18 protein-coding genes are annotated in these 23,759 nt (G+C 40.9%); 8 read left to right on the forward strand and 10 right to left on the reverse strand.

Going from position 1 to position 23,759, the window contains the following annotated elements; genetic code table 11:
• Positions 1 to 10 precede the first annotated feature (10 nt).
• The 8 genes from thiL to glyA all read right to left on the reverse strand — a co-directional run bounded on the left by thiL (position 11) and on the right by glyA (position 7,030).
• Entirely contained in the window at positions 11 to 967 is a 957-nt protein-coding gene (gene thiL / locus AAEY99_RS04005) for a thiamine-phosphate kinase (RefSeq protein WP_101085660.1), read from the reverse strand.
• A gap of 87 nt (positions 968 to 1,054) precedes the next feature.
• Positions 1,055 to 1,459, reverse strand: coding sequence for a transcription antitermination factor NusB (gene nusB, locus AAEY99_RS04010; RefSeq protein ID WP_101085664.1), 405 nt, complete (start codon positions 1,457 to 1,459; stop codon positions 1,055 to 1,057).
• 13 nt (positions 1,460 to 1,472) lie between these two features.
• Positions 1,473 to 1,949 (reverse strand): 6,7-dimethyl-8-ribityllumazine synthase, encoded by a 477-nt coding sequence (gene ribH, locus AAEY99_RS04015; protein ID WP_011636512.1) that lies wholly within the window; start codon positions 1,947 to 1,949, stop codon positions 1,473 to 1,475.
• A gap of 123 nt (positions 1,950 to 2,072) precedes the next feature.
• On the reverse strand, positions 2,073 to 3,176 hold the full coding sequence (ribBA, locus tag AAEY99_RS04020) for a bifunctional 3,4-dihydroxy-2-butanone-4-phosphate synthase/GTP cyclohydrolase II (RefSeq protein ID WP_101085667.1): 1,104 nt from the start codon (positions 3,174 to 3,176) through the stop codon (positions 2,073 to 2,075).
• A gap of 103 nt (positions 3,177 to 3,279) precedes the next feature.
• Positions 3,280 to 3,939: a riboflavin synthase gene (locus tag AAEY99_RS04025; RefSeq protein ID WP_351009280.1), complete on the reverse strand. Its 660-nt coding sequence runs from the start codon at positions 3,937 to 3,939 to the stop codon at positions 3,280 to 3,282.
• Between the two features lie 63 nt (positions 3,940 to 4,002).
• The gene (gene ribD / locus AAEY99_RS04030) at positions 4,003 to 5,148 is read right to left on the reverse strand and encodes a bifunctional diaminohydroxyphosphoribosylaminopyrimidine deaminase/5-amino-6-(5-phosphoribosylamino)uracil reductase RibD (RefSeq protein ID WP_351009282.1); all 1,146 of its coding nucleotides are present in this window, start codon (positions 5,146 to 5,148) and stop codon (positions 4,003 to 4,005) included.
• Positions 5,149 to 5,212: 64 nt separating this feature from the next.
• Positions 5,213 to 5,662: a transcriptional regulator NrdR gene (nrdR, locus tag AAEY99_RS04035; RefSeq protein ID WP_011636508.1), complete on the reverse strand. Its 450-nt coding sequence runs from the start codon at positions 5,660 to 5,662 to the stop codon at positions 5,213 to 5,215.
• A 114-nt stretch (positions 5,663 to 5,776) separates the two neighbouring features.
• Positions 5,777 to 7,030: a serine hydroxymethyltransferase gene (glyA, locus tag AAEY99_RS04040; RefSeq protein WP_101085673.1), complete on the reverse strand. Its 1,254-nt coding sequence runs from the start codon at positions 7,028 to 7,030 to the stop codon at positions 5,777 to 5,779.
• Between the two features lie 261 nt (positions 7,031 to 7,291).
• On the opposite strand from glyA, the gene ettA reads away from it, so the two are divergent.
• The 8 genes from ettA to AAEY99_RS04080 all read left to right on the forward strand — a co-directional run bounded on the left by ettA (position 7,292) and on the right by AAEY99_RS04080 (position 21,203).
• The gene (ettA, locus tag AAEY99_RS04045; RefSeq protein WP_011636506.1) at positions 7,292 to 8,959 is read left to right on the forward strand and encodes an energy-dependent translational throttle protein EttA; all 1,668 of its coding nucleotides are present in this window, start codon (positions 7,292 to 7,294) and stop codon (positions 8,957 to 8,959) included.
• Between the two features lie 285 nt (positions 8,960 to 9,244).
• Positions 9,245 to 10,477 carry a hypothetical protein gene (locus AAEY99_RS04050; RefSeq protein WP_351009285.1) on the forward strand — a complete coding sequence of 411 codons (1,233 nt, stop codon included), beginning with the start codon at positions 9,245 to 9,247 and terminating at the stop codon, positions 10,475 to 10,477.
• Between the two features lie 323 nt (positions 10,478 to 10,800).
• The gene (locus tag AAEY99_RS04055; protein WP_351009385.1) at positions 10,801 to 11,838 is read left to right on the forward strand and encodes an efflux RND transporter periplasmic adaptor subunit; all 1,038 of its coding nucleotides are present in this window, start codon (positions 10,801 to 10,803) and stop codon (positions 11,836 to 11,838) included.
• Positions 11,838 to 14,942, forward strand: coding sequence for a multidrug efflux RND transporter permease subunit (locus tag AAEY99_RS04060; protein ID WP_351009288.1), 3,105 nt, complete (start codon positions 11,838 to 11,840; stop codon positions 14,940 to 14,942). Before AAEY99_RS04055 ends, AAEY99_RS04060 begins: the two co-directional genes overlap by 1 nt.
• 17 nt (positions 14,943 to 14,959) lie before the next feature.
• On the forward strand, positions 14,960 to 15,433 hold the full coding sequence (locus AAEY99_RS04065) for a LabA-like NYN domain-containing protein (RefSeq protein ID WP_123777149.1): 474 nt from the start codon (positions 14,960 to 14,962) through the stop codon (positions 15,431 to 15,433).
• Positions 15,434 to 15,743: 310 nt separating this feature from the next.
• Positions 15,744 to 19,574: an EAL domain-containing protein gene (locus AAEY99_RS04070; RefSeq protein ID WP_351009290.1), complete on the forward strand. Its 3,831-nt coding sequence runs from the start codon at positions 15,744 to 15,746 to the stop codon at positions 19,572 to 19,574.
• Positions 19,575 to 20,041: 467 nt separating this feature from the next.
• Positions 20,042 to 20,728 (forward strand): substrate-binding periplasmic protein, encoded by a 687-nt coding sequence (locus AAEY99_RS04075; RefSeq protein WP_242445095.1) that lies wholly within the window; start codon positions 20,042 to 20,044, stop codon positions 20,726 to 20,728.
• Positions 20,729 to 20,768: 40 nt separating this feature from the next.
• Positions 20,769 to 21,203: an acyl-CoA thioesterase gene (locus tag AAEY99_RS04080; RefSeq protein ID WP_101085689.1), complete on the forward strand. Its 435-nt coding sequence runs from the start codon at positions 20,769 to 20,771 to the stop codon at positions 21,201 to 21,203.
• Positions 21,204 to 21,242: 39 nt separating this feature from the next.
• On the opposite strand, the gene AAEY99_RS04085 is transcribed toward AAEY99_RS04080, so the two are convergent.
• A complete protein-coding gene (locus AAEY99_RS04085; protein ID WP_162022539.1) occupies positions 21,243 to 22,754 on the reverse strand; it encodes a putative bifunctional diguanylate cyclase/phosphodiesterase in 1,512 nt (503 codons plus the stop codon).
• Between the two features lie 124 nt (positions 22,755 to 22,878).
• Positions 22,879 to 23,721, reverse strand: a complete 843-nt coding sequence (locus tag AAEY99_RS04090) for an HDOD domain-containing protein (RefSeq protein WP_101085693.1) — start codon at positions 23,719 to 23,721, stop codon at positions 22,879 to 22,881.
• Positions 23,722 to 23,759 lie beyond the last annotated feature (38 nt).

A 23,759-nucleotide genomic window follows, 5' to 3' on the forward strand; every position in this document is an offset into this window, starting at 1 on the left:
AGTACTTCAATTAAAAATGCACAAAGCCACGTGAAATCGGGTTAAATTCCAGCCCATTTTCGACTAATTTTAATTTATCACCTGCACAGATTTGACCAATTTTTACAAATTTGACACCTGCATGAATTAACGCGGTATCAATTGCGCCGCGTTGTGATTCTGGAACCGTAAACAATAACTCGTAGTCTTCACCACCCGTGAGTGCATAGCTTAATGCATCTTCATGACTAAGATTGGCTTTAATTGAGTTTGATAACGGAATTAGATTCACATCGATGATGGCGCCCACTTTCGATGCCGTTAATATATGTCCAATATCAGACATTAAGCCATCAGATAAATCGATAGCACTGGTGGCAAGTGTACGCAGAGCTTGGCCAGCTAAAACACGAGGCGTTGGATAATAATGACGATTAATCAGATATTCTTTATCTTCAGTGTTAACCGTTTTAACGCCTCTGAGGATATCAAGACCTAAAGCTGAGTCACCTAAAGTACCGGTGACATAGACCCAATCACCAATTTTTGCACCATCACGAGTTAATGCAGTACCTTTAGGAACTTGGCCATTAATCGTAATACTGATACTGCGAGGTCCACGGGTAGTATCACCACCAATTAAGGCAATACCATAATATTCTGCAATCTCGAACAGGCCTTCACTAAAATGTGCTAACCAAGGCTGGTCAACATTGGGGAGCGTCAGTGCTAAGGTAAACCAGGCTGGTTCTGCTCCCATGGCGGCGAGGTCAGAAAGGTTAACCGCTAACGATTTATAACCTAAAGCATGAGCAGGAATGCTTGCTAAAAAGTGGACATTTTCAACGAGGGTATCACAAGAAATCGCTATCGATTTATTGTCGGCAGGATTCACTAACGCACAGTCATCGCCGATGCTTAACTCTACATCGCGCCTTTTTAGGCCTTTATTGCGGAAGTAATGTTCAATGAGTTGGAATTCTTTCACATTCAGTCTGGTACGGTAAACCGTCCACCTCAATTTTGAAACAATTAATAACAAATGAAAACGGTATCCGAAGATACCGTTCTGGTGTTACTTATGCTTCACTAACTTATCAAGCAAGCCGTTGACAAATTTGTGACTATCTTCAGCACCAAACGCTTTCGCTAACTCGATACCTTCGTTAATCGCCACTTTAAACGGCACATCTTTACGGAAGGTCAACTCATAAGTTGCCAGACGCACAATGGCTTTTTCTACTGGTGACACTTCTTCAAAATTACGATCAAGATGCGGCTTTAACAGCTCATCAATTTGCGATGTTTTTGATGCTACACCAGTTAACAACTCACGAAAATAAGCGACATCAACACCGTCAGTGTTCTGTTCAGTTAAAAACTCATGTTCTACGTCAGCAACTTTGTTTTTACTTAACTGCCATGAATAAATGGCTTGAACGGCTAAACGGCGGGCCTTACGGCGCTCTGAAGGTTTCATACTTTTCCTACTATTACAGCTGTTGTTCTAGTTGTTGCAGTACATTAACCATTTCAAGCAAACTAAGGGCTGCTTCGCCACCTTTATTGCCTGCTTTAGTACCCGAGCGCTCAATAGCTTGCTCAATGGTATCAGTAGTTAATACACCGAATGAAACAGGAAGATCATACTCTAATGCAACTTGTGCAAGACCTTTGTTACATTCACCAGCAACAAATTCAAAATGAGGTGTACCGCCACGAATGACAGCACCTAATGCAATGATACCGTCAAACTTTCCACTTGCTGCAACACGTTTTGCTGCAAGCGGTAATTCAACTGCACCAGGTACGCGAACAACAGTAATGTTGTCGTCACTGACCTGGCCGAAACGCTTTAATGTGTCTATTGCACCATCAAGCAGACTTTCAACTAAAAAGCTATTGAATCGCGATATTACGATCGCCACTTTGGCATTTTTCGCTTCGATATTACCTTGAACTACGTTCATTCTATCTTACCTAAATTAGCTAAAGCACCCGGCTCGGGGCAAAAAGAGGCGTTATGATATCACAGCCAAAAGCCCTGAGCGCTATGCAATTAATGAATTTGTTAAATTTACCATAAGCCAAAATTATTCAGCTATATAATCAGTCACTTCTAAACCAAAACCAGACAGTGAATGATAACGTTTTGGCGAACTGAGTAAACGCATAGTGCTGACACCTAAACTCGACAGAATTTGAGAGCCTACGCCAACACGACGAGATGTTCCTTGCCACATTGCTGGCGCAGGAGATTGACCATTATCTTCAGCTTCAAAGGCTTTTACTTTGGCCAATAAATTACTTGTATGTTCATCATTACCCAGTAGTACTAAAACGCCACCTTCGGAAGCAATCCGCTCCATGGCTTTTTCTAATGGCCAACTGCGCTTTTGATCACGTTCAGAATGCAGCAAATCATTAAAGGTGTTTTGCAAATGCACACGCACCAAACAATTCGGTTTTACTTCATCTTTAACCAGGGCGTAGTGTAATTGATTATCGATAGTGTCTCTAAACGTCACCATAGTAAATTCACCAAAACGAGTGGGTAATTTACACTGAGCTTCACGTACAACGGTAGTTTCGTTAGTGTTACGGTATTCGATTAAATCGGCAATAGTACCGATTTTAATCCCATGTTTTTCACTGAATATTTCTAAGTCTGGACAGCGCGCCATGGTGCCATCTTCGTTTAAAATCTCAACAATGACGCCTGAAGGTTCACAGCCAGCTAAGCGCGCTAAATCGCAACCCGCTTCAGTGTGGCCAGCGCGGGTTAATACTCCGCCCTCTTGTGCCATCAACGGAAAAATATGTCCAGGTTGCACTAAATCAGAGGCTTTGGCGTCTTTGGCAACGGCAGCTTGTACGGTTACTGCACGGTCATGAGCAGAAATACCTGTTGTGACTCCGGTCGCCGCTTCAATTGATACAGTAAAATTAGTCGAGAACTGGGCATTATTATTGGTAACCATTAAAGGCAAATTAAGCTGCTGACAACGCTCTTTGGTCATTGTTTGGCAAATTAATCCACGGCCATAGGTTGCCATGAAATTGATTGCTGCTGGCGTCACTTTATCAGCGGCCATGATCAAATCACCTTCATTCTCTCTGTCTTCATCATCCATCAAGATAACCATCTTACCTTGACGAATATCTTCAATGATTTCTTCTATGCTATGTAGCGCCATTGTCAGACCTTTATTTAGTAAGTGTTTGATTTAAACCTTAGGCATTAAATCTATTGGTATTGCATATTATGTATAGGGTACAAATGGTGTTTTACTGTCGCGATTAACGTAAAAAACCTGATTTAGCGAGTAACTCCATGGTCACGCCCGATGAAGGCTGCACATGGTTAGTTTCCGGTTGCATTAAACGTTCTAAATAACGCGCGATTAAATCGACTTCGATATTGACACTATTGCCTACTTTTAAATCCACCAGCGTGGTTTCACCTGCAGTGTGAGGTACAATCGTTAATCTAAAACGAGCACCATCGACTTCATTAACAGTCAGGCTCACACCATCGATGGTGATCGAACCTTTGTGAGCAATATAGCGACTTAATTGGGCCGGTACTGATAACCAAAACTCTAGTGATTTACCTCTGTAAGCGCATTGCTCAACTTTTGCAATGCCATCAACGTGTCCACTTACCATGTGTCCACCTAATCGAGTGGTTGCCGTAACCGCTTTCTCAAGATTAACCTTTTGACCGACCTGATAACGACTAAAGCCAGTTAAGCCAACGGTTTCAGCTGATATATCAGCCACGTAACCATCACCTAAACGCTCAACAACGGTCAAACACACGCCATTGGTTGCTATACTGTCACCTAGCTTTACGTCGGTTAAATCCAGCTTACCGCTGGCAACTGTTAAGCGGATATCGTTACCTTTGCGATCAATTTTACGTAATGTGCCAAGGGCTTCGATTATTCCTGTAAACATAATACTCACTTTTTGCAGTTAAACTTTGCTGTTGCTCAGGTTTTGGACTGAACAACACGCACATTAATAGGGTTGATTATATCTGAGGATATAACGCTTATCTTGTCCAACGTTGCGTTCATCAATTAATTGCAGTGCCGGCGTTTGCTCCATTGTACTGTAATTAGGTAACTGCAACATATTACGTCCGTGGCTACCTAATAGTTTAGGCGCCTGGTAAAGCACAATATCATCAACGAGCCCTTGGGCGACAAATGCTCCGGCTAAGGTAGCACCGGCTTCAACTAAAACAGAATTAGTATGCTGACCTAAATATGTTAGCAAAGCTAACAATGGGATTCTGCCTGACGAGTCACACGTTAACTGAAGAAATAATACGTGATCTGGAAATGCAGCTTTAGTGCTTTCGGGATAATTACAGCCAGAAACTAGTAAAATAGGACTTTGAATTGAAAATAATTGCTGTATTGGCGTTAATCTTGCGCGACTGTCGAGCACAACCCTTAGAGGTTGGAAGATTTCATCTTTTGTATGGCGAGTGGTTAACTCACCTAACGCCTCATAGCGCACATTAAGGCTTGGGTCATCGACAAGAATGGTTTCAACACCAGTGATTAATGCACAATGGCTAGCGCGGTATTTTTGCACATCAGCTCTTGCTGCACTGCCAGTAATCCACTTCGACACGCCATTAGACAGAGCCGTTTTACCATCTAAACTGGCTGCTATCTTTACCGTTATCCAAGGAAGTCCTGTTTTCATCCGCTTCATAAAACCCAGATTAAGGTCATAGGCTTGTTCGCTGAGCAATCCAACATCAACGTTAATACCAGCCTCACGTAACAGGGTTATACCGCGACCAGACACTTGTGGATTTGCATCGGTCACCGATACCACAACTCTGGCAACTTTGGCATTAATTAAGCCTAAAGCACAAGGTGGTGTGCGGCCATAATGACTGCAAGGTTCAAGAGTGACATACGCCGTGGCACCTTCAGCAGACAAGCCATTATCATGCACCATTTTCAGCGCATTAACTTCGGCATGCCCTTGGCCAGCACGTTGATGATAACCCTCACCAATAATCTTATTCTGATAAACAATGACACAACCAACACAAGGATTTGGCCGAGTGGTATAACGGCCTTTCTCGGCAAGCGCGATGGCACGGCTCATCATTTGGGTGTCAAAGGTGGACCAGTTAGACATGGGAGATAATCTCTTATTGCTTAAATGCCATTAAAACCATTAAAACAGATATTATTAAGCAGCATTACTTTTGCAATTTAGCAATGGCTTCACCAAATTGGGATACATCTTCAAATGCGCGATAAACCGATGCAAAGCGGATATATGCCACTTTATCAAGGCTCATCAACTGTTCCATCATCAGATTACCAATCATTTCAGAATTCACCTCACGCTCACCTGTCGCGCGCAGTGTTGATTTGATTTTAGTCAATGCTTGTTCAATTTCATCAATTGAGACCGGGCGTTTTTCGACCGCACGTAGCATGCCGCCACGCAATTTTTCTTCATCGAATGGTTGTCGAGTGCCGTCACGTTTGATGACTCTAGGCATGACTAATTCTGCGCCTTCAAACGTGGTGAAACGTTCATGACATTCGGTACATTCCCGGCGGCGACGTACTTGGTGACCATCAGCCACTAATCGAGAATCTATAACTTTGGTATCGGTCGCGCTACAAAAAGGGCAATGCATTGAACCTCCTGCAGAAAAAAACAAAATGGCCGCTAACAATTAGCGGCCATTAAAGTTTATCCTATTTGTTGAGCAAGGTTAACCTAAACCTTTTCAACAGGCATCAAGTGACGATTAACCGTATACAGGGAATCGGGCACATAATGCCAACACTTGACCTTTGACTCGTTCAGCCACTTCGGCGTTAGATGCATCATCAAGAATGTCACAAATCCAACCGGTCAATTCTTTCGCTTCTGCTTCTTTAAAACCACGACGAGTAATTGCTGGCGTTCCAATACGAACACCAGAGGTGACAAACGGTGAACGTGGATCATCAGGTACTGAGTTTTTGTTGACGGTAATGTTGGCATTGCCCAATGCAGCATCTGCTTCTTTACCGGTTAAATCACGACCAATTAAATCAACCAACATTAAATGGTTTTCTGTACCGCCAGAAACAATTTTGTAACCGCGAGCTAAAAATACTTCAACCATAGCTTTAGCGTTTTTAACCACTTGCTGTTGATATACTTTAAACTCTGGCTCTAATGCCTCTTTAAATGCAACCGCTTTACCTGCGATTACATGCATTAAAGGGCCACCTTGGCCACCAGGGAATACCGCTGAGTTCAACTTTTTATACAACACTTCATCATCGGCAGCAGAAATAATAATCCCGCCACGTGGACCCGCTAATGTTTTATGAGTTGTTGAGGTAACCACATGTGCATGTGGGACAGGGGTTGGATAAACATCTGCAGCCACTAAGCCTGCAACGTGAGCCATATCAACAAGCAAATAAGCACCAACTTTATCAGCAATCTCACGCATTTTAGCCCAATCGACTATGCCTGAAAATGCCGAAAAACCGCCGATCATCATCTTAGGCTTGTGCTCAATGGCTAAACGCTCCATTTCGTCATAATCAATTTTGCCAGCTTCATCGATACCGTAAGGAATGATGTTGTAAAGCTTGCCTGAAAAATTCACTGGTGAACCATGGGTCAAATGACCACCATGAGCAAGGTTCATCCCTAAAACAGTATCACCCGGTTGTAACAACGCCATAAACACTGCGCTGTTTGCTTGTGAGCCTGAATGAGGCTGTACGTTGGCATAAGTTGCACCAAATAATTCTTTTGCGCGTTCAATAGCCAATGTTTCAACAACATCAACGTATTCGCACCCACCATAATAACGCTTGCCTGGATAACCTTCAGCATACTTGTTAGTTAACTGAGAACCTTGCGCTTCCATCACACGTGGACTGGTATAGTTTTCAGATGCAATCAATTCAATGTGTTCTTCTTGACGACAAGTTTCATCTTCAATGGCTTTAAATAATTCTGGATCATAATCCGCAATATTCATCGCTTTCTTCAACATGGTAGCTCCAACATCATTATCTATATAGTAGGGTTGCGCGGTATTCTACTCTGCAACGATAATGATTTACAGTACAAACAACATGAAATTCACTGTGTTCTGAATACAAAACGATTCATGTTGATAACACCAAGCTAGCAGATTGTTTAGCGAATTGAGTCTAAAAAGCACGCTAGATAAAATCACACAATTGCCTGTTGAGTTCAGCACATAATACAGTAGAATTATCACCATCTTTGTTGACAATTAGACAGTATAATTATGGCTCAATTTGTATACAGCATGCTTCGTGTGGGTAAAATTGTCCCACCCAAAAAGCAAATATTAAAAGACATTTCGTTAAGCTTCTTTCCTGGCGCTAAGATTGGTGTGCTCGGGTTAAACGGTTCAGGTAAATCAACATTGCTGCGCATCATGGCGGGAATAGATACCGAAATTGAAGGTGAAGCACGCCCAATGCCTGGGTTAAAAATTGGCTACTTACCGCAGGAGCCGCGCTTAAACGAACAACAAACTGTGCGCGAAGCCGTCGAAGAAGCCCTAAGCGAAGCTAAAAATGCACTAATACGCTTAGACGAGGTCTATTCTGCTTATGCTGAGCCCGATGCAGACTTCGACGCACTTGCAAAAGAGCAAGGCGAATTAGAAGCCATCATCCAATCTCAAGATGCGCATAATCTTGATCATATTCTTGAACGTGCAGCTAACGCATTACGTCTGCCCGATTGGGATGAGAAAATTGCCGTACTCTCTGGTGGTGAACGACGCCGAGTGGCCATTTGTCGCTTATTGCTTGAAAAACCAGAAATGCTATTACTCGACGAACCAACCAACCATTTGGATGCCGAGTCAGTGGCGTGGTTAGAGCACTTTTTACAAGAATATAACGGCACTGTGGTGGCGATTACCCACGATCGTTACTTCTTAGATAATGCTGCTGGCTGGATTTTAGAACTCGACCGCGGTGAAGGTATTCCATGGGAAGGTAACTATTCATCTTGGCTTGAACAAAAAGATGCGCGCTTGTCCCAAGAATCGTCCACAGAAAGCGCCCGCCAAAAAACCATTGCTAAAGAATTAGAGTGGGTACGCCAAGGTGCTAAAGGTCGTCAATCAAAAGGTAAAGCCCGTATGGCTCGCTTTGAAGAATTGAACACCAACGATTACCAAAAGCGTAACGAGACCAATGAACTGTTTATTCCACCAGGGCCTCGTTTAGGCGACAAAGTCATTGAAGTGACTAATTTAACCAAGTCATATGGTGACCGCGTACTGATTGATGATTTGACATTCACGGTTCCTAAGGGCGCTATCGTCGGCATTATTGGTGCTAACGGTGCGGGTAAGTCAACCTTATTCAAAATGATCTCAGGCGAGGAACAACCAGACAGTGGCTCTATTTCTGTCGGTGATTCGGTTCAAATTGCGTCGGTTGATCAGTTTCGTGATTCGATGAATGACAAAAACACCGTGTGGCAAGAAATTTCAGGCGGCCAAGATATTATGCGCATCAACAACACTGAAATTTCTAGCCGTGCTTACGTAGGCCGCTTTAACTTCCGTGGTGGCGATCAGCAGAAAATAATTGGTTCATTATCGGGTGGTGAGCGCAACCGAGTTCACTTAGCTAAGTTATTACAAGCCGGTGGCAACGTATTATTACTCGATGAACCCACCAACGACTTGGACGTTGAAACTTTACGAGCGTTAGAGGAAGCGTTATTAGAGTTCCCTGGTTGTGCAATGGTTATTTCCCATGACCGTTGGTTCCTTGACCGTATTGCGACCCATATTTTGGATTACCGTGATGAAGGTAAAGTGAGCTTCTATGAAGGTAACTATACTGAGTACTCAACTTGGTTAAAAGCCACCTTAGGCACCGATGTAGTAGAACCGCATCGATTAAAATACAAGCGTTTAAATAAATAATTAGTCTGCAATAAAGTGTTGAATAATAAAGCAGAGCCTCAGCGCTCTGCTTTATTATATTAGCCATTATTTAAAAGGTTATTACAAAACTAACGATCGAAATCTCGACAAGTGTCAAAAATTTGTCAATTTATTGTGAGCAATGCACCACAATCTGTTTGTAAAGCCAAAATAACTTCAGTATTATAAATTATTAACGGATTATTTTACTCTTTGCTGATTACACTCAGCGCAATACAGAGTGTCGATGGTTCCAGCTTGTAGAGAAATTTAATGGAGATATCAGTGAGATACGGTTCAATTAGCCTTGCTTTATTGTGCTTATACGCAAGCAACTCATTTGCGGCACTCGAAGTCATTACCACATCAGAAAAGCAGACTCTCAATAAAATTGAAAATCAATACGATATCGATTCTCTGCTAATCACTGTTAATGACAAATTCTCACAGCTTAATAAAAAAGCCTATGACGTTGAAGGTCTGAAAAAAACAATTGTTTCAGAACAGCAGCGCTACGATGAGCTTATTACAGAATTACCTAAGGTTATTCGGGCTAAAACAGGGCTTCCAGAAACCTATAAACAAATTGAAGAGTCTGTCAATTTAGTCGATGAATTAACCCTAAAGGCAGAAGAAGACAGTAAACGCCTTGAAACTGAAAAAGTTGAAATATTAACTGAATATGAGACGATAAATAAAAAACGTGCCGCTAAAAGCCAGCAACTATTTAAACTCAAAACTGATATAACTAATCGTTTAATTGCAGATTTATCTAAATCAAGCAGCACATTGCCAGTCAATATTAATGGTTCGACTGAGTGTTCAAAATATCAAACTATCGCAGATTGTTTGAAAGAGTCTAAAAGCAGCATTTTATCCAATACTCGTAATGAGTCGCCGTTTTTAAATGACAAAAGTGTTTTATTGTCATATGAAGTTATCGACGCCAATATGAATATGAGAGGCGATTTGCATTATAAAGTGGCGATGAACTTTAAGCCTTCTTATAACGATAAAATTGACTCAATGTTAAATGAAGAATTAGGCCTTAAGTCGGCGATGGTTACCTTAATCAGTAACGTACCAGCAGATTGGTATATCAATGGCACCAAAGTAGGCACGGGTAAAAAACTTTTTCACGAGATCCCTTTAGGGAAACACGGCATTTTAGCGTCTTACCAAAATCAAGATAAATCAAGCGTCGAAAATGTTGAAGGCAATGGCGTATTTAATTATAAATTTGCCAATGTTGCTGCGTCTAATACAGCCAGCAACCAAGCTAAAGCAGTGACAGCAGAAGTCCCAAAAGGTATTCTTAAACCATCAGCTAAACCGCAGCCTGTAGTCCAAAAAACTAAGGCTAAATACACCTTGTTTTCAGACCAAACCAGTATTAAGTTAAGTGATGATGATGCCAAAAAGAAATCATCAGATAAAGGTTATGAATACTTTATGGGTGTTACACCTGTCAATAAAAAGCAAAACATTGAATTTACTAACGAGCCTATCGAGAAGTAATGTTTTAACCAGTGTTTTAACATAACTATTTGTTCAGCCTGGCTGACATAAATCAAAGCCATATCTTCGGATATGGCTTTTTTGTTGCTATAGCATCATCAAAACCCACTATTGATATGCGCCTTGTTACAAAGAAAATTAAAAGATTTACATTACTTTACGCTGAATTAAGCAAATATAATTACAATAAGCTTGCATCAATCACGGGCTAGTCGTTAGCCAATGTCGTCTTGTAACGACATCATCAATTATTGCTTATAGAGATGTGTACTTAAATGATCAAAAAACTTAGCCAATGTCTTTTTTCGACTACCGTATTGATGATGGGATATGTTGGGTTTATTTCCAATGGTATTGCCGCGCCCACACCTCCTCGCGCTGAAAAAGTGGTTCCTGTCGTCACCGCCACCGTTGAACAACATGAGCTTTCGCAATCAATTACCTTAATAGGAAAACTGGCGGCAACTCACTCGGTAATGATAGCGCCACAAGTCGCAGGAAAAATAGACAGCATAGCCGTCACATCTAATCAATACGTCAATAAAGGCCAAGCACTACTGACACTTGATAACCGCAAAGCAAAAGCCAGCGTGACCGAAGCGCAAGCCTATTATCAAGATGAAGTGCGTAAGCTTAATGAGTTTAACAAGTTGATTCACGTTAATGCCATCACTCAAACAGAAATAGAAGCGCAAAAGTCCAGTGTTGATATTGCTTTCGCTCGCCTTGAATCAGCTAAAACCGATCTGGATTACCATACTCTAGCCGCGCCATTTTCCGGAAACACTGGTTTGGTTAACTTCAGCCGCGGCAAGATGGTCAGTATCAATGAGTCACTACTATCACTTGATGATTTATCGGTGTTACAGCTCGATTTACAAGTGCCGGAGCATTATCTCTCTTTGTTAAGTACAGGAATGTCGGTAAACGCTTCCAGCAGAGCATGGAATAAAACCATTTTTACTGGCAAGATTATCGCTATTGATCCACGCGTCAATTCACAAACACTCAATCTCAATATTCGTAGTCAGTTTGATAATCAAAAGGGTCAATTAAAGCCCGGTATGATGATGTCAGCGACACTGGTATTTCCAAGCGTGTCTTCCCCTATTGTTCCGGTACAAGCACTTGAATATTCTGGTACCAAACGTTATGTCTACGTAATCAACCAGGACAATATCGCCACACGCACCGAAGTGATGTTAGGCGCCAGAATTGACGACCAAGTGTTACTGGAATCTGGCATAAATATCGGCGACCACATCGTCGTTCAAGGGCTGGTAAATATGCGTGATGGTGTCAAAGTAAAAGACTTAGCTAAGCAAGCTCAAACAAGCCCTGTTAAACAGGAGCAAAAATAATGTGGCTAAGTGATACGGCGGTAAAGCGCCCTGTAGTTGCGATTGTATTAAGTTTATTACTGTGTGTTTTTGGCTTAGTGTCGTTCTCTAAACTGTCGGTTAGAGAAATGCCCGACGTACAAAATCCGGTAGTGACCGTCATGACCACTTATAGCGGTGCATCTGCCACTATTATGGAAAGTAAAATCACCAAGAGCCTTGAAGATGAATTAACTGGCATCAGCGGTATTGATGAAATCACCTCAACCACTCGAAATGGCATGTCACGTATTTCAATCGAGTTTGAACTAGGTTGGGACTTAACCGAAGGCGTCAGTGACGTACGAGATGCCGTTGCCAAAGCACAACGTCGCTTACCCGATGAAGCTGATGATCCGATTGTATCTAAAGATAATGGTACTGGTGAGCCGTCGATTTACGTCAACTTAAGCTCTGAAAATATGGATCGTACTCAACTCACTGATTACGCCCAGCGGGTATTAGAGGACAGATTTAGCTTAATTACTGGGGTGAGCTCAGTCAATATTTCTGGTGGCTTATACAAAGTCATGTATGTACAACTAAAACCGCAATTAATGGCCGGTAGAAATGTAACTACCAACGACATTATTAGTGCGTTAAATACCGAAAATCTTGAAACACCCGGTGGCGAAGTCCGTAACGACACCACCGTCATGTCAGTCAGAACAAAACGGCTATATTACAGCCCAGAAGACTTCAACTATTTAGTTGTCCACACTGCTGACGATGGCACGCCTATTTATCTTAAAGATGTCGCTAGCGTGTTCATTGGGGCAGAAAATGAAAACTCGACCTTTAAAAGTAACGGCATCGTTAACCTAAGCCTAGGCATAGTGCCGCAATCTGATGCCAATCCATTAGATATATCATTGCAAGTACAACAAGAAGTCGACAAAGTGCAGAGTTTTCTGCCAAAAGGAACGCAGTTGGTTGTCGATTATGATGCCAATGTGTTTATTGCGCGCTCGATTAATGAGGTTTACAACACCCTATTCATTACTGGGGTATTGGTTATTCTTGTGCTGTACATTTTTATCGGTCAAGTACGGGCAACACTCATTCCTGCAGTCACAGTACCAGTATCATTAATTGCCGCATTTATGGCGGCATACAGCTTAGGTTACTCCATTAACTTATTAACCCTAATGGCGCTTATTCTAGCCATTGGTCTAGTGGTTGATGACGCCATCGTTGTGGTTGAGAATATCTTCCACCATATTGAACAAGGTGAAAAACCGATACTTGCGGCCTATAAAGGGACTCGCGAAGTCGGTTTTGCTGTGATATCAACTACCCTAGTACTGGTGATGGTATTTTTACCTATTTCATTTATGGATGGCATGGTCGGGTTATTGTTTACTGAGTTCTCCGTGATGCTGGCAATGTCGGTGCTGTTTTCATCCCTTATCGCCCTTACCCTTACCCCAGTGATGAGCAGTAAACTATTAAAAGCCAATGTGAAGAAAAATCGTTTTAACATTGCGATCGATAATGGCTTTAATCGTTTAGAGCAACGGTATCGTAGTATGGTCAAATGGGCATTGCACTGGCGCATGGCAGCACCATTCATTATTATCGCCTGCATCGGTGGTAGCTATTTACTCTTGCAACAAGTCCCTTCTCAACTCTCACCACAAGAAGACCGCGGGGTATTATTTGCGTTTATTAAAGGCGCCGAAGGCACCAGTTATAATCGCATGGTTGCCAATATGGACATCGTTGAAAACCGATTAATGCCACTATTGGGTCAAGGAGTAGTGAAATCATTTAGCGTTGAAGCGCCAGCATTTGGCGGTCGAGCGGGAGATCAAACCGGATTTGCGATTATCCAGTTAGAAGACTGGCAAGATCGTGATACCGATATTAAACAAGCATTAGCGTTAATCAGCCAAACGTTAAAAGACATTCCCGATGTAATGGTACGGCCAATGTTGCCAGGATTTAGAGGCCAATCAAGTGAACCGGTTCAATTTGTACTGGGCGGTTCTGACTATGCTGAGTTATTTAAATGGGCTCAAGTACTGCAACAAGAAGCCGATGCAAGCCCTATGCTGGACGGGGCTGATTTAGATTACGCAGAGACCACACCAGAACTTGTTGTGACGGTAGACAAGCAACGAGCTGCAGAGTTAGGCATTAGCGTTTCAGAAATAGCGACAACCTTGGAAATCATGTTGGGCGGCCGCAGTGAAACAACCTTTGTTGAACGTGGCGAAGAATATGATGTGTACCTTCGCGGTGATGAAAACAGCTTTAACAGCGTCACAGACCTCAGTAAGATTTACTTTAGAAGCAGCAAAGGCGAATTAATCACCCTTGATACCGTCACTAAAGTTGAAGAAGTAGCTTCACCACAGCGCCTCAGTCATACCAACAAGCAGAAATCGATTACCATTAAAGCAAATTTAGGCGAAGGTTATACCCTAGGCGAAGCCCTCGACTTTTTAGAACAACGCGCAATAACATTACTGCCAAACGATATTTCAATTGCCTACACGGGTGAGTCAAAAGACTTTAAAGAGAACCAAGCTGGGGTGCTCATTGTATTTGCTTTAGCACTGCTGATTGCTTATCTGGTATTGGCGGCTCAATTTGAAAGTTTTATCAACCCTGCAGTGGTGATGTTTACCGTTCCCATGGGGATTTTTGGTGGCTTTATTGGCTTAGTGCTCACTCATCAAGGGATGAATATTTACAGCCAAATTGGCATGATCATGTTAATTGGTATGGTAACTAAAAATGGTATTTTAATCGTTGAGTTTGCTAATCAGCTACGCGACCGAGGCTTATCGCTCGACAATGCCATTATTGACGCATCGGCTCGTCGCTTAAGACCGATTTTAATGACAGCCTTTACCACCCTTATTGGTGCCATTCCATTAATCGTATCAACCGGCGCGGGGAGTGAAAGCCGTATTGCGGTAGGAACTGTGATATTCTTCGGCATGGCATTTGCGACCGTTGTCACCCTATTGGTGATACCCGCAATGTACCGACTTATTTCTTCGTCAACTCACTCTCCAGGGTTTGTTGAAGCACAACTTAATGACGCCATTGCCGCTCAAAAAGCGCAACAGCCTTAATCTTCACAGGTGTAATAATGACAACGCTTGCCGTATTTGTAGATGTGCAAAATATTTATTACACCTGTAAGCAAGGTTTTGGCCGTTCATTCAATTACCGAGCTTTATACAAACATTTGTCGGCACAGGGCACTATTAGCCACGCAATAGCTTACGCTATAGCACCAGCCGATGACGGTCAGGTTAAATTTCAAGATGCACTAAAACATATTGGTTTTACGGTTAAAACCAAACCTTATATCCAGCGCAGTGATGGTTCTGCCAAGGGAGATTGGGATGTTGGGATTACCATCGACATGCTAGAGATAGCGCCCACGGTAGATGAGGTTATTTTACTGTCTGGTGATGGTGATTTCGATTTATTACTCAAAAAAATCAATCAAACGACCACATGCTACACCCATGTATTAAGTGTTGAGCGCCTCACTGCAAAATCATTAACCGATCAAGCCCAGCACTTCACCGCAATCGATGCCTCGCTTCTTATTTAAATACAAACAATGACAATAATCACCCACTTTAAGCACAAGCGACAAAGCTAACACATACGACAAAAATATCGCTAAGATAGATACCAACAGAAATTAGTTTGATTTATTCCTCAGCCATTCAGCCTTCATTTACACAAGTTTCTTCTCATCAATACGGTTTAAATTTGATGAGAGGAAGATGAGTAGATCCCAAATTCACAAACAATGTTATTATTTTGTTGTGTAAAATAGTGACTGTATTTACAATATATCATCCTGTTATTATAGGTATCAAAATCAGTTTTTTATAAAAATAATAATAAGGTCTCTGATGGTGTTCTTTTTCCAAAGATGGTTATGCTCGCTGTTATGCTTACTTCTTTCAGTTGCCTTTATTTCAGCCACAAACGCAGAACAGTTTCAAATAGATAGGCTCAATATTGCTGACGGTTTACCGTCAACCATGATCACCTCTATCTATCAGCAAAAAAATGGATTTTTATGGTTTGCAACCGATGCTGGTGTGAGCCGCTATGATGGCCAAGAGTTTATAAATTTTCAGTTTTCACCGGGATCCAAAAGACATATATCGAATAACTTTGTGACAGATATTATCGAAGACGCCCAAGGCAATATCTGGTTTGCTACTGAAGACGGTCTTAATCAACTCACCGTCGATGATGAACTTAACATCTACCCCACCTCACAACAGCCTTTCGCTCAAAACACCAATTGGATAATGCGTTTATACTTGGATTCAAAACGCCAGCTATGGATAGGTACTGGCAGTGGGTTACAATATAAAACAGAGCATGGAACCGATTTTATCTCGGTTCCATTATATTTAAACCAACAAGATACTCCTGTAGAAACATCTATTTACAGCATAGTAGAAGACACTCAACACCGTATTTGGGTAGGGACCGACCATGGTCTCGCATTATTAGAACCCAACAGTACAACAATGCAGCTATATCAATCAGATAAAGCACAAGCAATATCCACTACAGGTTCAGCCGTTGCTACGGCAGATTTATTTAATGATTACATTCTGACGAGTCAAATAGATAATCATGGTCAACTTTGGTTTGGTAGCCAACATTTTGGCTTAATTAAATTTATGCCTAACGACAACACATTCCAGCATTTTTTTAGTCCAAAACAACCAAAGGTTGGACAAATTCCCAGTAACTACATCTCCAGCATAGCGATTGAAGACGATCAACATATCTGGATTAGTACCGATAAAGGTGCGGCAAATTTAACTGTCGCATCCGAACATTTTGACTGGTTAACCTCACAAACGTTTAATCAACAATCATTACCGACCAATGATGTTGATGATGTATTTATCGACCATTCAGGAGTCATTTGGTTTGCGACTAACCAAGGTGCGGCCTTTTACACGCCATTGAAAAAATCAAGTCGACTGTATAAACCCCTTGCCAGCCAATCAGAGCTATCAGGAGGCAATGTTTACGCAATAGCCTTAACGCAATCAGGTGATGCCTGGGTAGCAACAAATAAGGGTATCGATAAGATAAACATCGATAATAAAACGGTTGAATTAGGACCTTTAAAAGATAAAACCACTCCATCATTAATAAACAATATTTGGAACGTAACAACAGACAAAGATAATAATCTGTGGTTTTCTGACGCTGAAGGCCTGAGTTTTTATGATCAACGTTCTGACACTGTGCAACACTTTAGTAATAAAGTGAATAATCCCTATGGCTTTCCTAATACTGATTTCTATACTGTTGACCCAGACCAAGAAGGCAATGTGTGGATCACTGGCTATTTAGACGCTGGCGTAATGCTATTTAACCCGCAAAAAGGTTTAATAAAACATTATTTTAACGATGCGGATAATCTTTATACTTCAGGTGGGAATTTCACCTTCGACAGTTTAATCGCTACCCAAGGTGAGTTATGGTTAGCCACCACCAATGGTATTTTCATTATCGATCCTAAAACGGATATCACCTCACACTTAAGCTTAGGTAATGAAAGAGAGAACATCCGAATAGGCGGTATTTACCAAGATAAACAAGGCATTATATGGGCAGCAACCCAAGGTCTCGGGTTAGCAAAAATAATTCCAACTTCAAATGTACCTCAGGGATTTACCATTGAATACATTACACGTCAGCAAGGCCTACCAGATAACCGTTTAAAAGCCGTCATTGGTGATGACCAAGGTAATTTATGGCTAACGAGCCAGCATACGTTGATCAAATATACCCCCCAAACCGCTAAAATAAGTGTTTATCCCAGCGTGATTAACACCGACAACTTAACCTTTAATGAAGCCGCAATAGCCATTTATCAACACCAGTTACTATTAGGTACTAATAAAGGGGTGATACAGATAGATATCGACACTATTAGCCAAAATGATTTTGCGCCTCCGGTGCATATCACTTCGGCAAAAATAGCCAATAAATCGTATATTAATATTAACAGCCATAACCCTCCCCCGAAGCCGATACTTGATTACGACAACAACATGATCCAGTTTTCATTTGCATCATTAGACTATACCGCCCCTGAACGGAATCAATATCGATATATGTTAGCCGGGTTCGATCAGGATTGGCTGACCACATTACTACCTCGGGCGATGTACACTAATTTAGCCGCTGGTGATTATGTGTTTAAAGTACAAAGCACCAATAGCGACGGTATATGGAGCAACCAACAGGCAGAATTTGCATTTAACATTAAAAAAGCCTGGTGGTATTACGCATTAATTGCTTCGGGCACCATGATTATATTGATTATGATTTTGTTTGCGTTATCTCGAATCAAACAAATGAGAGAGCTCAGTCGCCGGGCTAACTTTGACAGCTTAACGGGATTGGCAAACCGGTTTCATTTTAATCAACAACTGTCATTACTTATGTCTAATCCATACAACACCGCCGCTGTGGTGTTTATCGATTTAGATCACTTTAAAGAAGTTAACGATTCTATGGGCCATGACGTAGGCGATGAGCTCATTATCCAAGTTGGTAAACGGCTTCAGCATTGTTTAAGCCAACAAGATGTATTGGCTCGACTCGGCGGAGATGAATTTGCCTTAATCATTCCATACGAGCAAATTGCGGCCGACGTGAACCGAGATTTAGTTAATATCATTGAACGAGTTCGTCAAACGCTCAACAAAGGCTATCAAATTAATCAATATTGGCTAAACAGTTCTGCCAGTATTGGTGTGGCATGCTTCCCGGAAGATGGTAAAGATGCCAAAACATTATTAAAACATGCTGATACCGCCATGTACGCAGCTAAACAGAATGGGCGAAACGGAAGTTACTTTTTTAACGAAACATTATCCACGGCACTATTAGAAAGATTATTGATTAAAGATCAGCTAAATAATGCCATGTCAGATGCGCAACTTGAAGTGCATTACCAGCCAAAATGTTGCGTTGATACACATGAGATTGTCGGTTTAGAGGCGTTACTTCGTTGGAATCACCCTCAACACGGGATGATTTCTCCTAGCCGCTTTATTGATCAAGCTGAAGACAGTGGCTTAATTATCGATATTGGATTATGGGTACTTGAACAAGCCTGTCAGCAAGGATATCGCTGGCTTCAACAAGGGATACTGAGAGGCAATATTTCGGTTAACATTTCACCGGTACAATTATCACAACCGACTATTGTTGATGACATTGCTGCCATTTTAGAACGAACCACCTTCCCGGCTCATCATCTTGAACTTGAAATAACCGAGTCATTACTCATTAAAGATTTAAAAACAGCACAAGACGTTCTATTAGCACTCAAACAATTACGCGTACGTATTGCCCTAGATGATTTTGGCAAAGGTTATTCGTCATTAAACTATTTGACCCAGTTCCCCATTGATACTTTAAAAATTGATAAGGGGTTTTTAAGCAGTATTTTGCCTGAAGAAACCAGCAATATAGTATTACGAAACATCATTACCTTAGGTAATGAGCTGAAATTAGATGTCATTGCAGAAGGCGTCGAAACTCATGCTCAGCTGCTTAAATTGAAACAGTATAATTGTAAAATAGTTCAAGGTTTTTTATTCAGTCATGCTCTTGATGTCACTCAATTAGAAGTATGTCTTCTACATAACAAGTTAACCTTATGTGAATATGTTGAAGTTGAAAACGAATAATGAGAGCGGCAACTTATTAGCGATTCATGCATAAGCAGCACCCAAACTGTTAACGACTTACTGCGACGTCTGCAAACACACATAACCTTCACTAACGATGCTGTTACCTATCAATCTGTATTCTAAACTAACCCTAATAAGGTGCCTTAAACTCTCGTTATTGATGCGAAGACACATTCATTTCAAGGCAGATAATTACCTGTGAAATGCTTATTCATATCGCATTACATTGTTATTATTTAAATCAATAATGAGAGGGCTCACATGATTGGGAATATCACTTTATTTGCAAAAGTGTTATTCTTGCTGGGCCGTAGCAGGACACTTCTATAAAGGATTATATGTCGTTAATACGTTACAAAAAACTAATTTTTGATTACATTCCCATGCCCAAACGAGCTCGTTTATTCATCCAATTGATATTCATATCAGTGGGAGTTTTATATACATTTAACTCGACCATCGCCGTGGCGGAACCACTAAAAATCACTTTAGCGGCAGAAGATAGTTGGCCTCCTTTTGCCGATGAAGTGGGTAATGGTATTTCCCATAACCTTATTAGACAGGCTTTTAAGCAAGTTGATGTTGACGTTTCTACTATTGTCGTACCCTATACTCGTGGTTTGATTATGACCGAGCGAGGTTCGGTTGATGGCGTTTTTAATGTGACAAAAGAGCAAAGCACTATTAACCGATTTATATTCGGTAATGAACCTTTGTTTACAGTAACAGCTTCTTTTTTCTTTGCCAAAGAACACCCTACCATTGCGGATAATAAATGGCAGATCCCAATAAAAAGCACGATTGGTATTGTGAGTGGTTATGAGTACGGCGACGAATTTACGACGCTTGTTGAACAGCTGCAGTTACACGTCATCACGGTAAATAGCCAGCGCCAATTAATCAATTTATTATTAGTAGGCAGAATTGATACCGCCATTATGTATGACCTTGTTGCTGATGTTTACATCGAACAGATGGGTGTTAGCCGTAATATAAAAGCTAAGTTTAATAATCATACCAGTAAAATTTTCGTCGCATTTTCTAAACTTAACCCTCAAGCAGAGCACATTAGCCAATTACTCGACAAAGGGCTGCTAACGTTACAAAGACAAGGTAAGTACCAACAGCTGCTTCTGCCTTCAAATGATTAACGACATAACCACAATATCAATAATATAAGGTCATAGTGTAATGAGTCACCCCTCTGTAGAGCACAAGTACAGCCCAGTTCACTCTTTTTCTGTACAAATTTATTATGAGGACACCGACTTTTCTGGTGTGGTATATCATCCTAACTTCTTAAAATATTTCGAGCGTGCGCGTGAACATGTCATCGGCGCAGATGTACTCAGCCAACTTTGGCAGCAACAACAATTGGGTTTTGCCGTTTATCGCAGCGATATGTTATGTCACGATGGGGTTGAGTTTGCAGATATTATTGATGTGCGCACACAATTTTATTTTGAAAGTAAATATCGTACCGTATGGAAACAACAAATATGGCGGCCTAATGCTAAAAAACCTGCAGTAACGGCTACAATTGAAATGGTCTGCATGAACCAGAAGCGTCAACTTGCACCTATGCCTGTAGAATTAATCGCTCATTTATCAGCAGGATTTAAGTAATTAACCACCAGACACAACGACATTTAACGTTGAAGAGAGTTAACTTTTAGGATCACTAAAGTGTGGATTATTAATTTTTTGATAATTAAGTTGCGGATAAAGATGTTCAAACTCACTGGCAGTCAATGGTTTAGCAAAGTAATCACCTTGAATAGTGTCTACTCCAAAAAGATGTAATGCATCTAAAACAGACTTAGATTCAACCCCTTCAACCGTCACTTCAAAACCTAAATTTTTAGCCAGCTCGATACTGGTCTTAACAATTTGTTTCGCCGCTTGAGATGTTTCAAATTCATCTAAAAAGGCTTTATCAATTTTCACTTCATCAACGGGTAAATGACGCAAATAAGCTAAAGAAGAATGACCAGTACCAAAATCGTCAATCGCAAGTTTGACTCCAATATCACGTAATTGATTTAAGGTAACAATCGTTTGCTCGAGCGATTTCATTAACACACTTTCAGTAATTTCAATGGTAATGGTTTCGGCAGGAACCAGATACTGGGATAGTTTGGTGGCGACATCGGCAGCAAGGTTTGGATTATCTAAATCAGTAGATGACAAATTAATGGCTACATTAACGTAAACCCCCATATTTCGCCATTTGGCTTGTTGAGCCAATACGTTATCTAACACCCAACTACTCAGAATATCGATCATTCCGGTCTGTTCCGCTAATGGAATAAATTCATTTGGAGAAATTAATCCTAAGCCTTCATGTTGCCAACGAATTAACGCTTCAACCTGCTTACATCGGCCGCTTTTTATGTCTAGCTTTGGTTGAAATACCATAAATAATTGACCTTGCTTTAACCCTTTAGGCAAGCCATTAATAATCAACAATTCTCGGTATTGTGCTTTATCATCATCTTGATCGTAAAAAGCAATCGGCTGTTTTAATGCTTTGGCTTTCTTCAGTGCTAAATCTAAACGGCGCAGCATCAAACTGACATCGGCATGATGCTCATTGAGCGACAATACTCCGAGCTGCATTTTGATACTGATTGGCTGTTGTTCTATTTCAAATGGACTTTGTAAATCATTTTTTATCGTTTGCAACTGCTCGACAGTCAACGGTTGCTGGAAAAACAACAAAAATTCATTACCGTTCATACGTGCGATGAACTGTGCTTTACAGTTCAGGTTATCTATCCGCTTGGCAAAAGCTTTCAGCAATTTGTCACCAAATAAAAAACCAAATAAATCATTCACAAAACGAAATTGTCGAATATCCACCAGCACTAACATACCTTCTGAAATAGGCATTTTTGACAACATTTTACGTTTAAAGCCGACACGATTAGCTAATCCGGTTAACTTATCTCGTTCGGTGCTAAATAGGCTTGATTGATGTAAATGATGGAGGACATTAATGAGCGGTTTTAACGATTTGGCAGGAGAATCTATGTTAAATGAATCTTGATTGAGTAATTGTAATTCTAACGAGTGAGTTAATTGTTTAATAAAACGATGCTGACGCCAATGGAGAAATGCAATGGTGCACAGCATAATCACAATCATAAATAACACTGTTATTAGCAAATAATTCATTAAGTATTCATCATGTTACAGTTTTAGTCATCGGTTATTTAAACATCAAAAAAATCTCACTTAGATATTAATCATTTAATGTTAACTCATTGATTAATATCCGTGAAACTCACTTAACATAGCATTATTCGTAACTTTGCTTAATTGAATGGTACATATCAATAAACTCATCACTAGCAAGATCTTCTGGTGTTACAGGTAAACCTCGTAGGACAAAGACACCTAACCTTTCTTCTAACTCTTCACCGGCTCTAAGTTCACCAGTATAAAATGCCGCAGAACGAATAAAGTCGAGATAAGTCACTTTTTCAGGCATATAATGAAGATCAGCCCAACGCTCCACCACTTCCATAACTTCTGGGGCAAAGTCCCACGTTTTTAATACCGCACGACCAATCGGCCCCTGCATTTTACGTACGAGACTTCGTAAGTCATCAATTCGGCTAAACAATTCTGGGTGAACTTCTGCTTCGGTTAATACTGGTAATGCACCAATATTATGTACCAATCCCGCAAGGGTAAGCGTATCACGGTCTAGTTTTTTAGTGGGATGACGTTTGTTATACATTTCAAGCATCGCACAAGATGAAGCTGTCACTTCAATAGAGGTCTTCCATACCTCATCCATCACCTCCCACACCATTTCGTTGGTTGAGATAAAGAGCTGTTCCATGGCAACTGACGTGGTAATGGATTTAATTTGCACTAAACCAATACGATTAACGGCGGCATTTATGCTTTCTGCTTTATTACCACGAGAATATAAAGCGCTGTTTGCCACTTTAATAATACGGGCTGAAATAGCCGCATCTTGTCCAATAATATCTGCTACTTGTTTAAGGCTCGAATCTTGACGAGATACCACTTCTTGAACACGCATGGCCACTTCAGGTAATGTTGGTAAAACTAAAGCATCATCTTTGAGCTTTTTTAATAGTCCAACCAAGAGTTGATGTTCCGTAGACATGGGTTCTCCATAAATAAATAGTCTCTAATGTTGGATTA

The sequence above is a fragment of the Shewanella sp. S1-58-MNA-CIBAN-0166 genome (assembly GCF_040310085.1).
GTDB lineage: Bacteria > Pseudomonadota > Gammaproteobacteria > Enterobacterales > Shewanellaceae > Shewanella.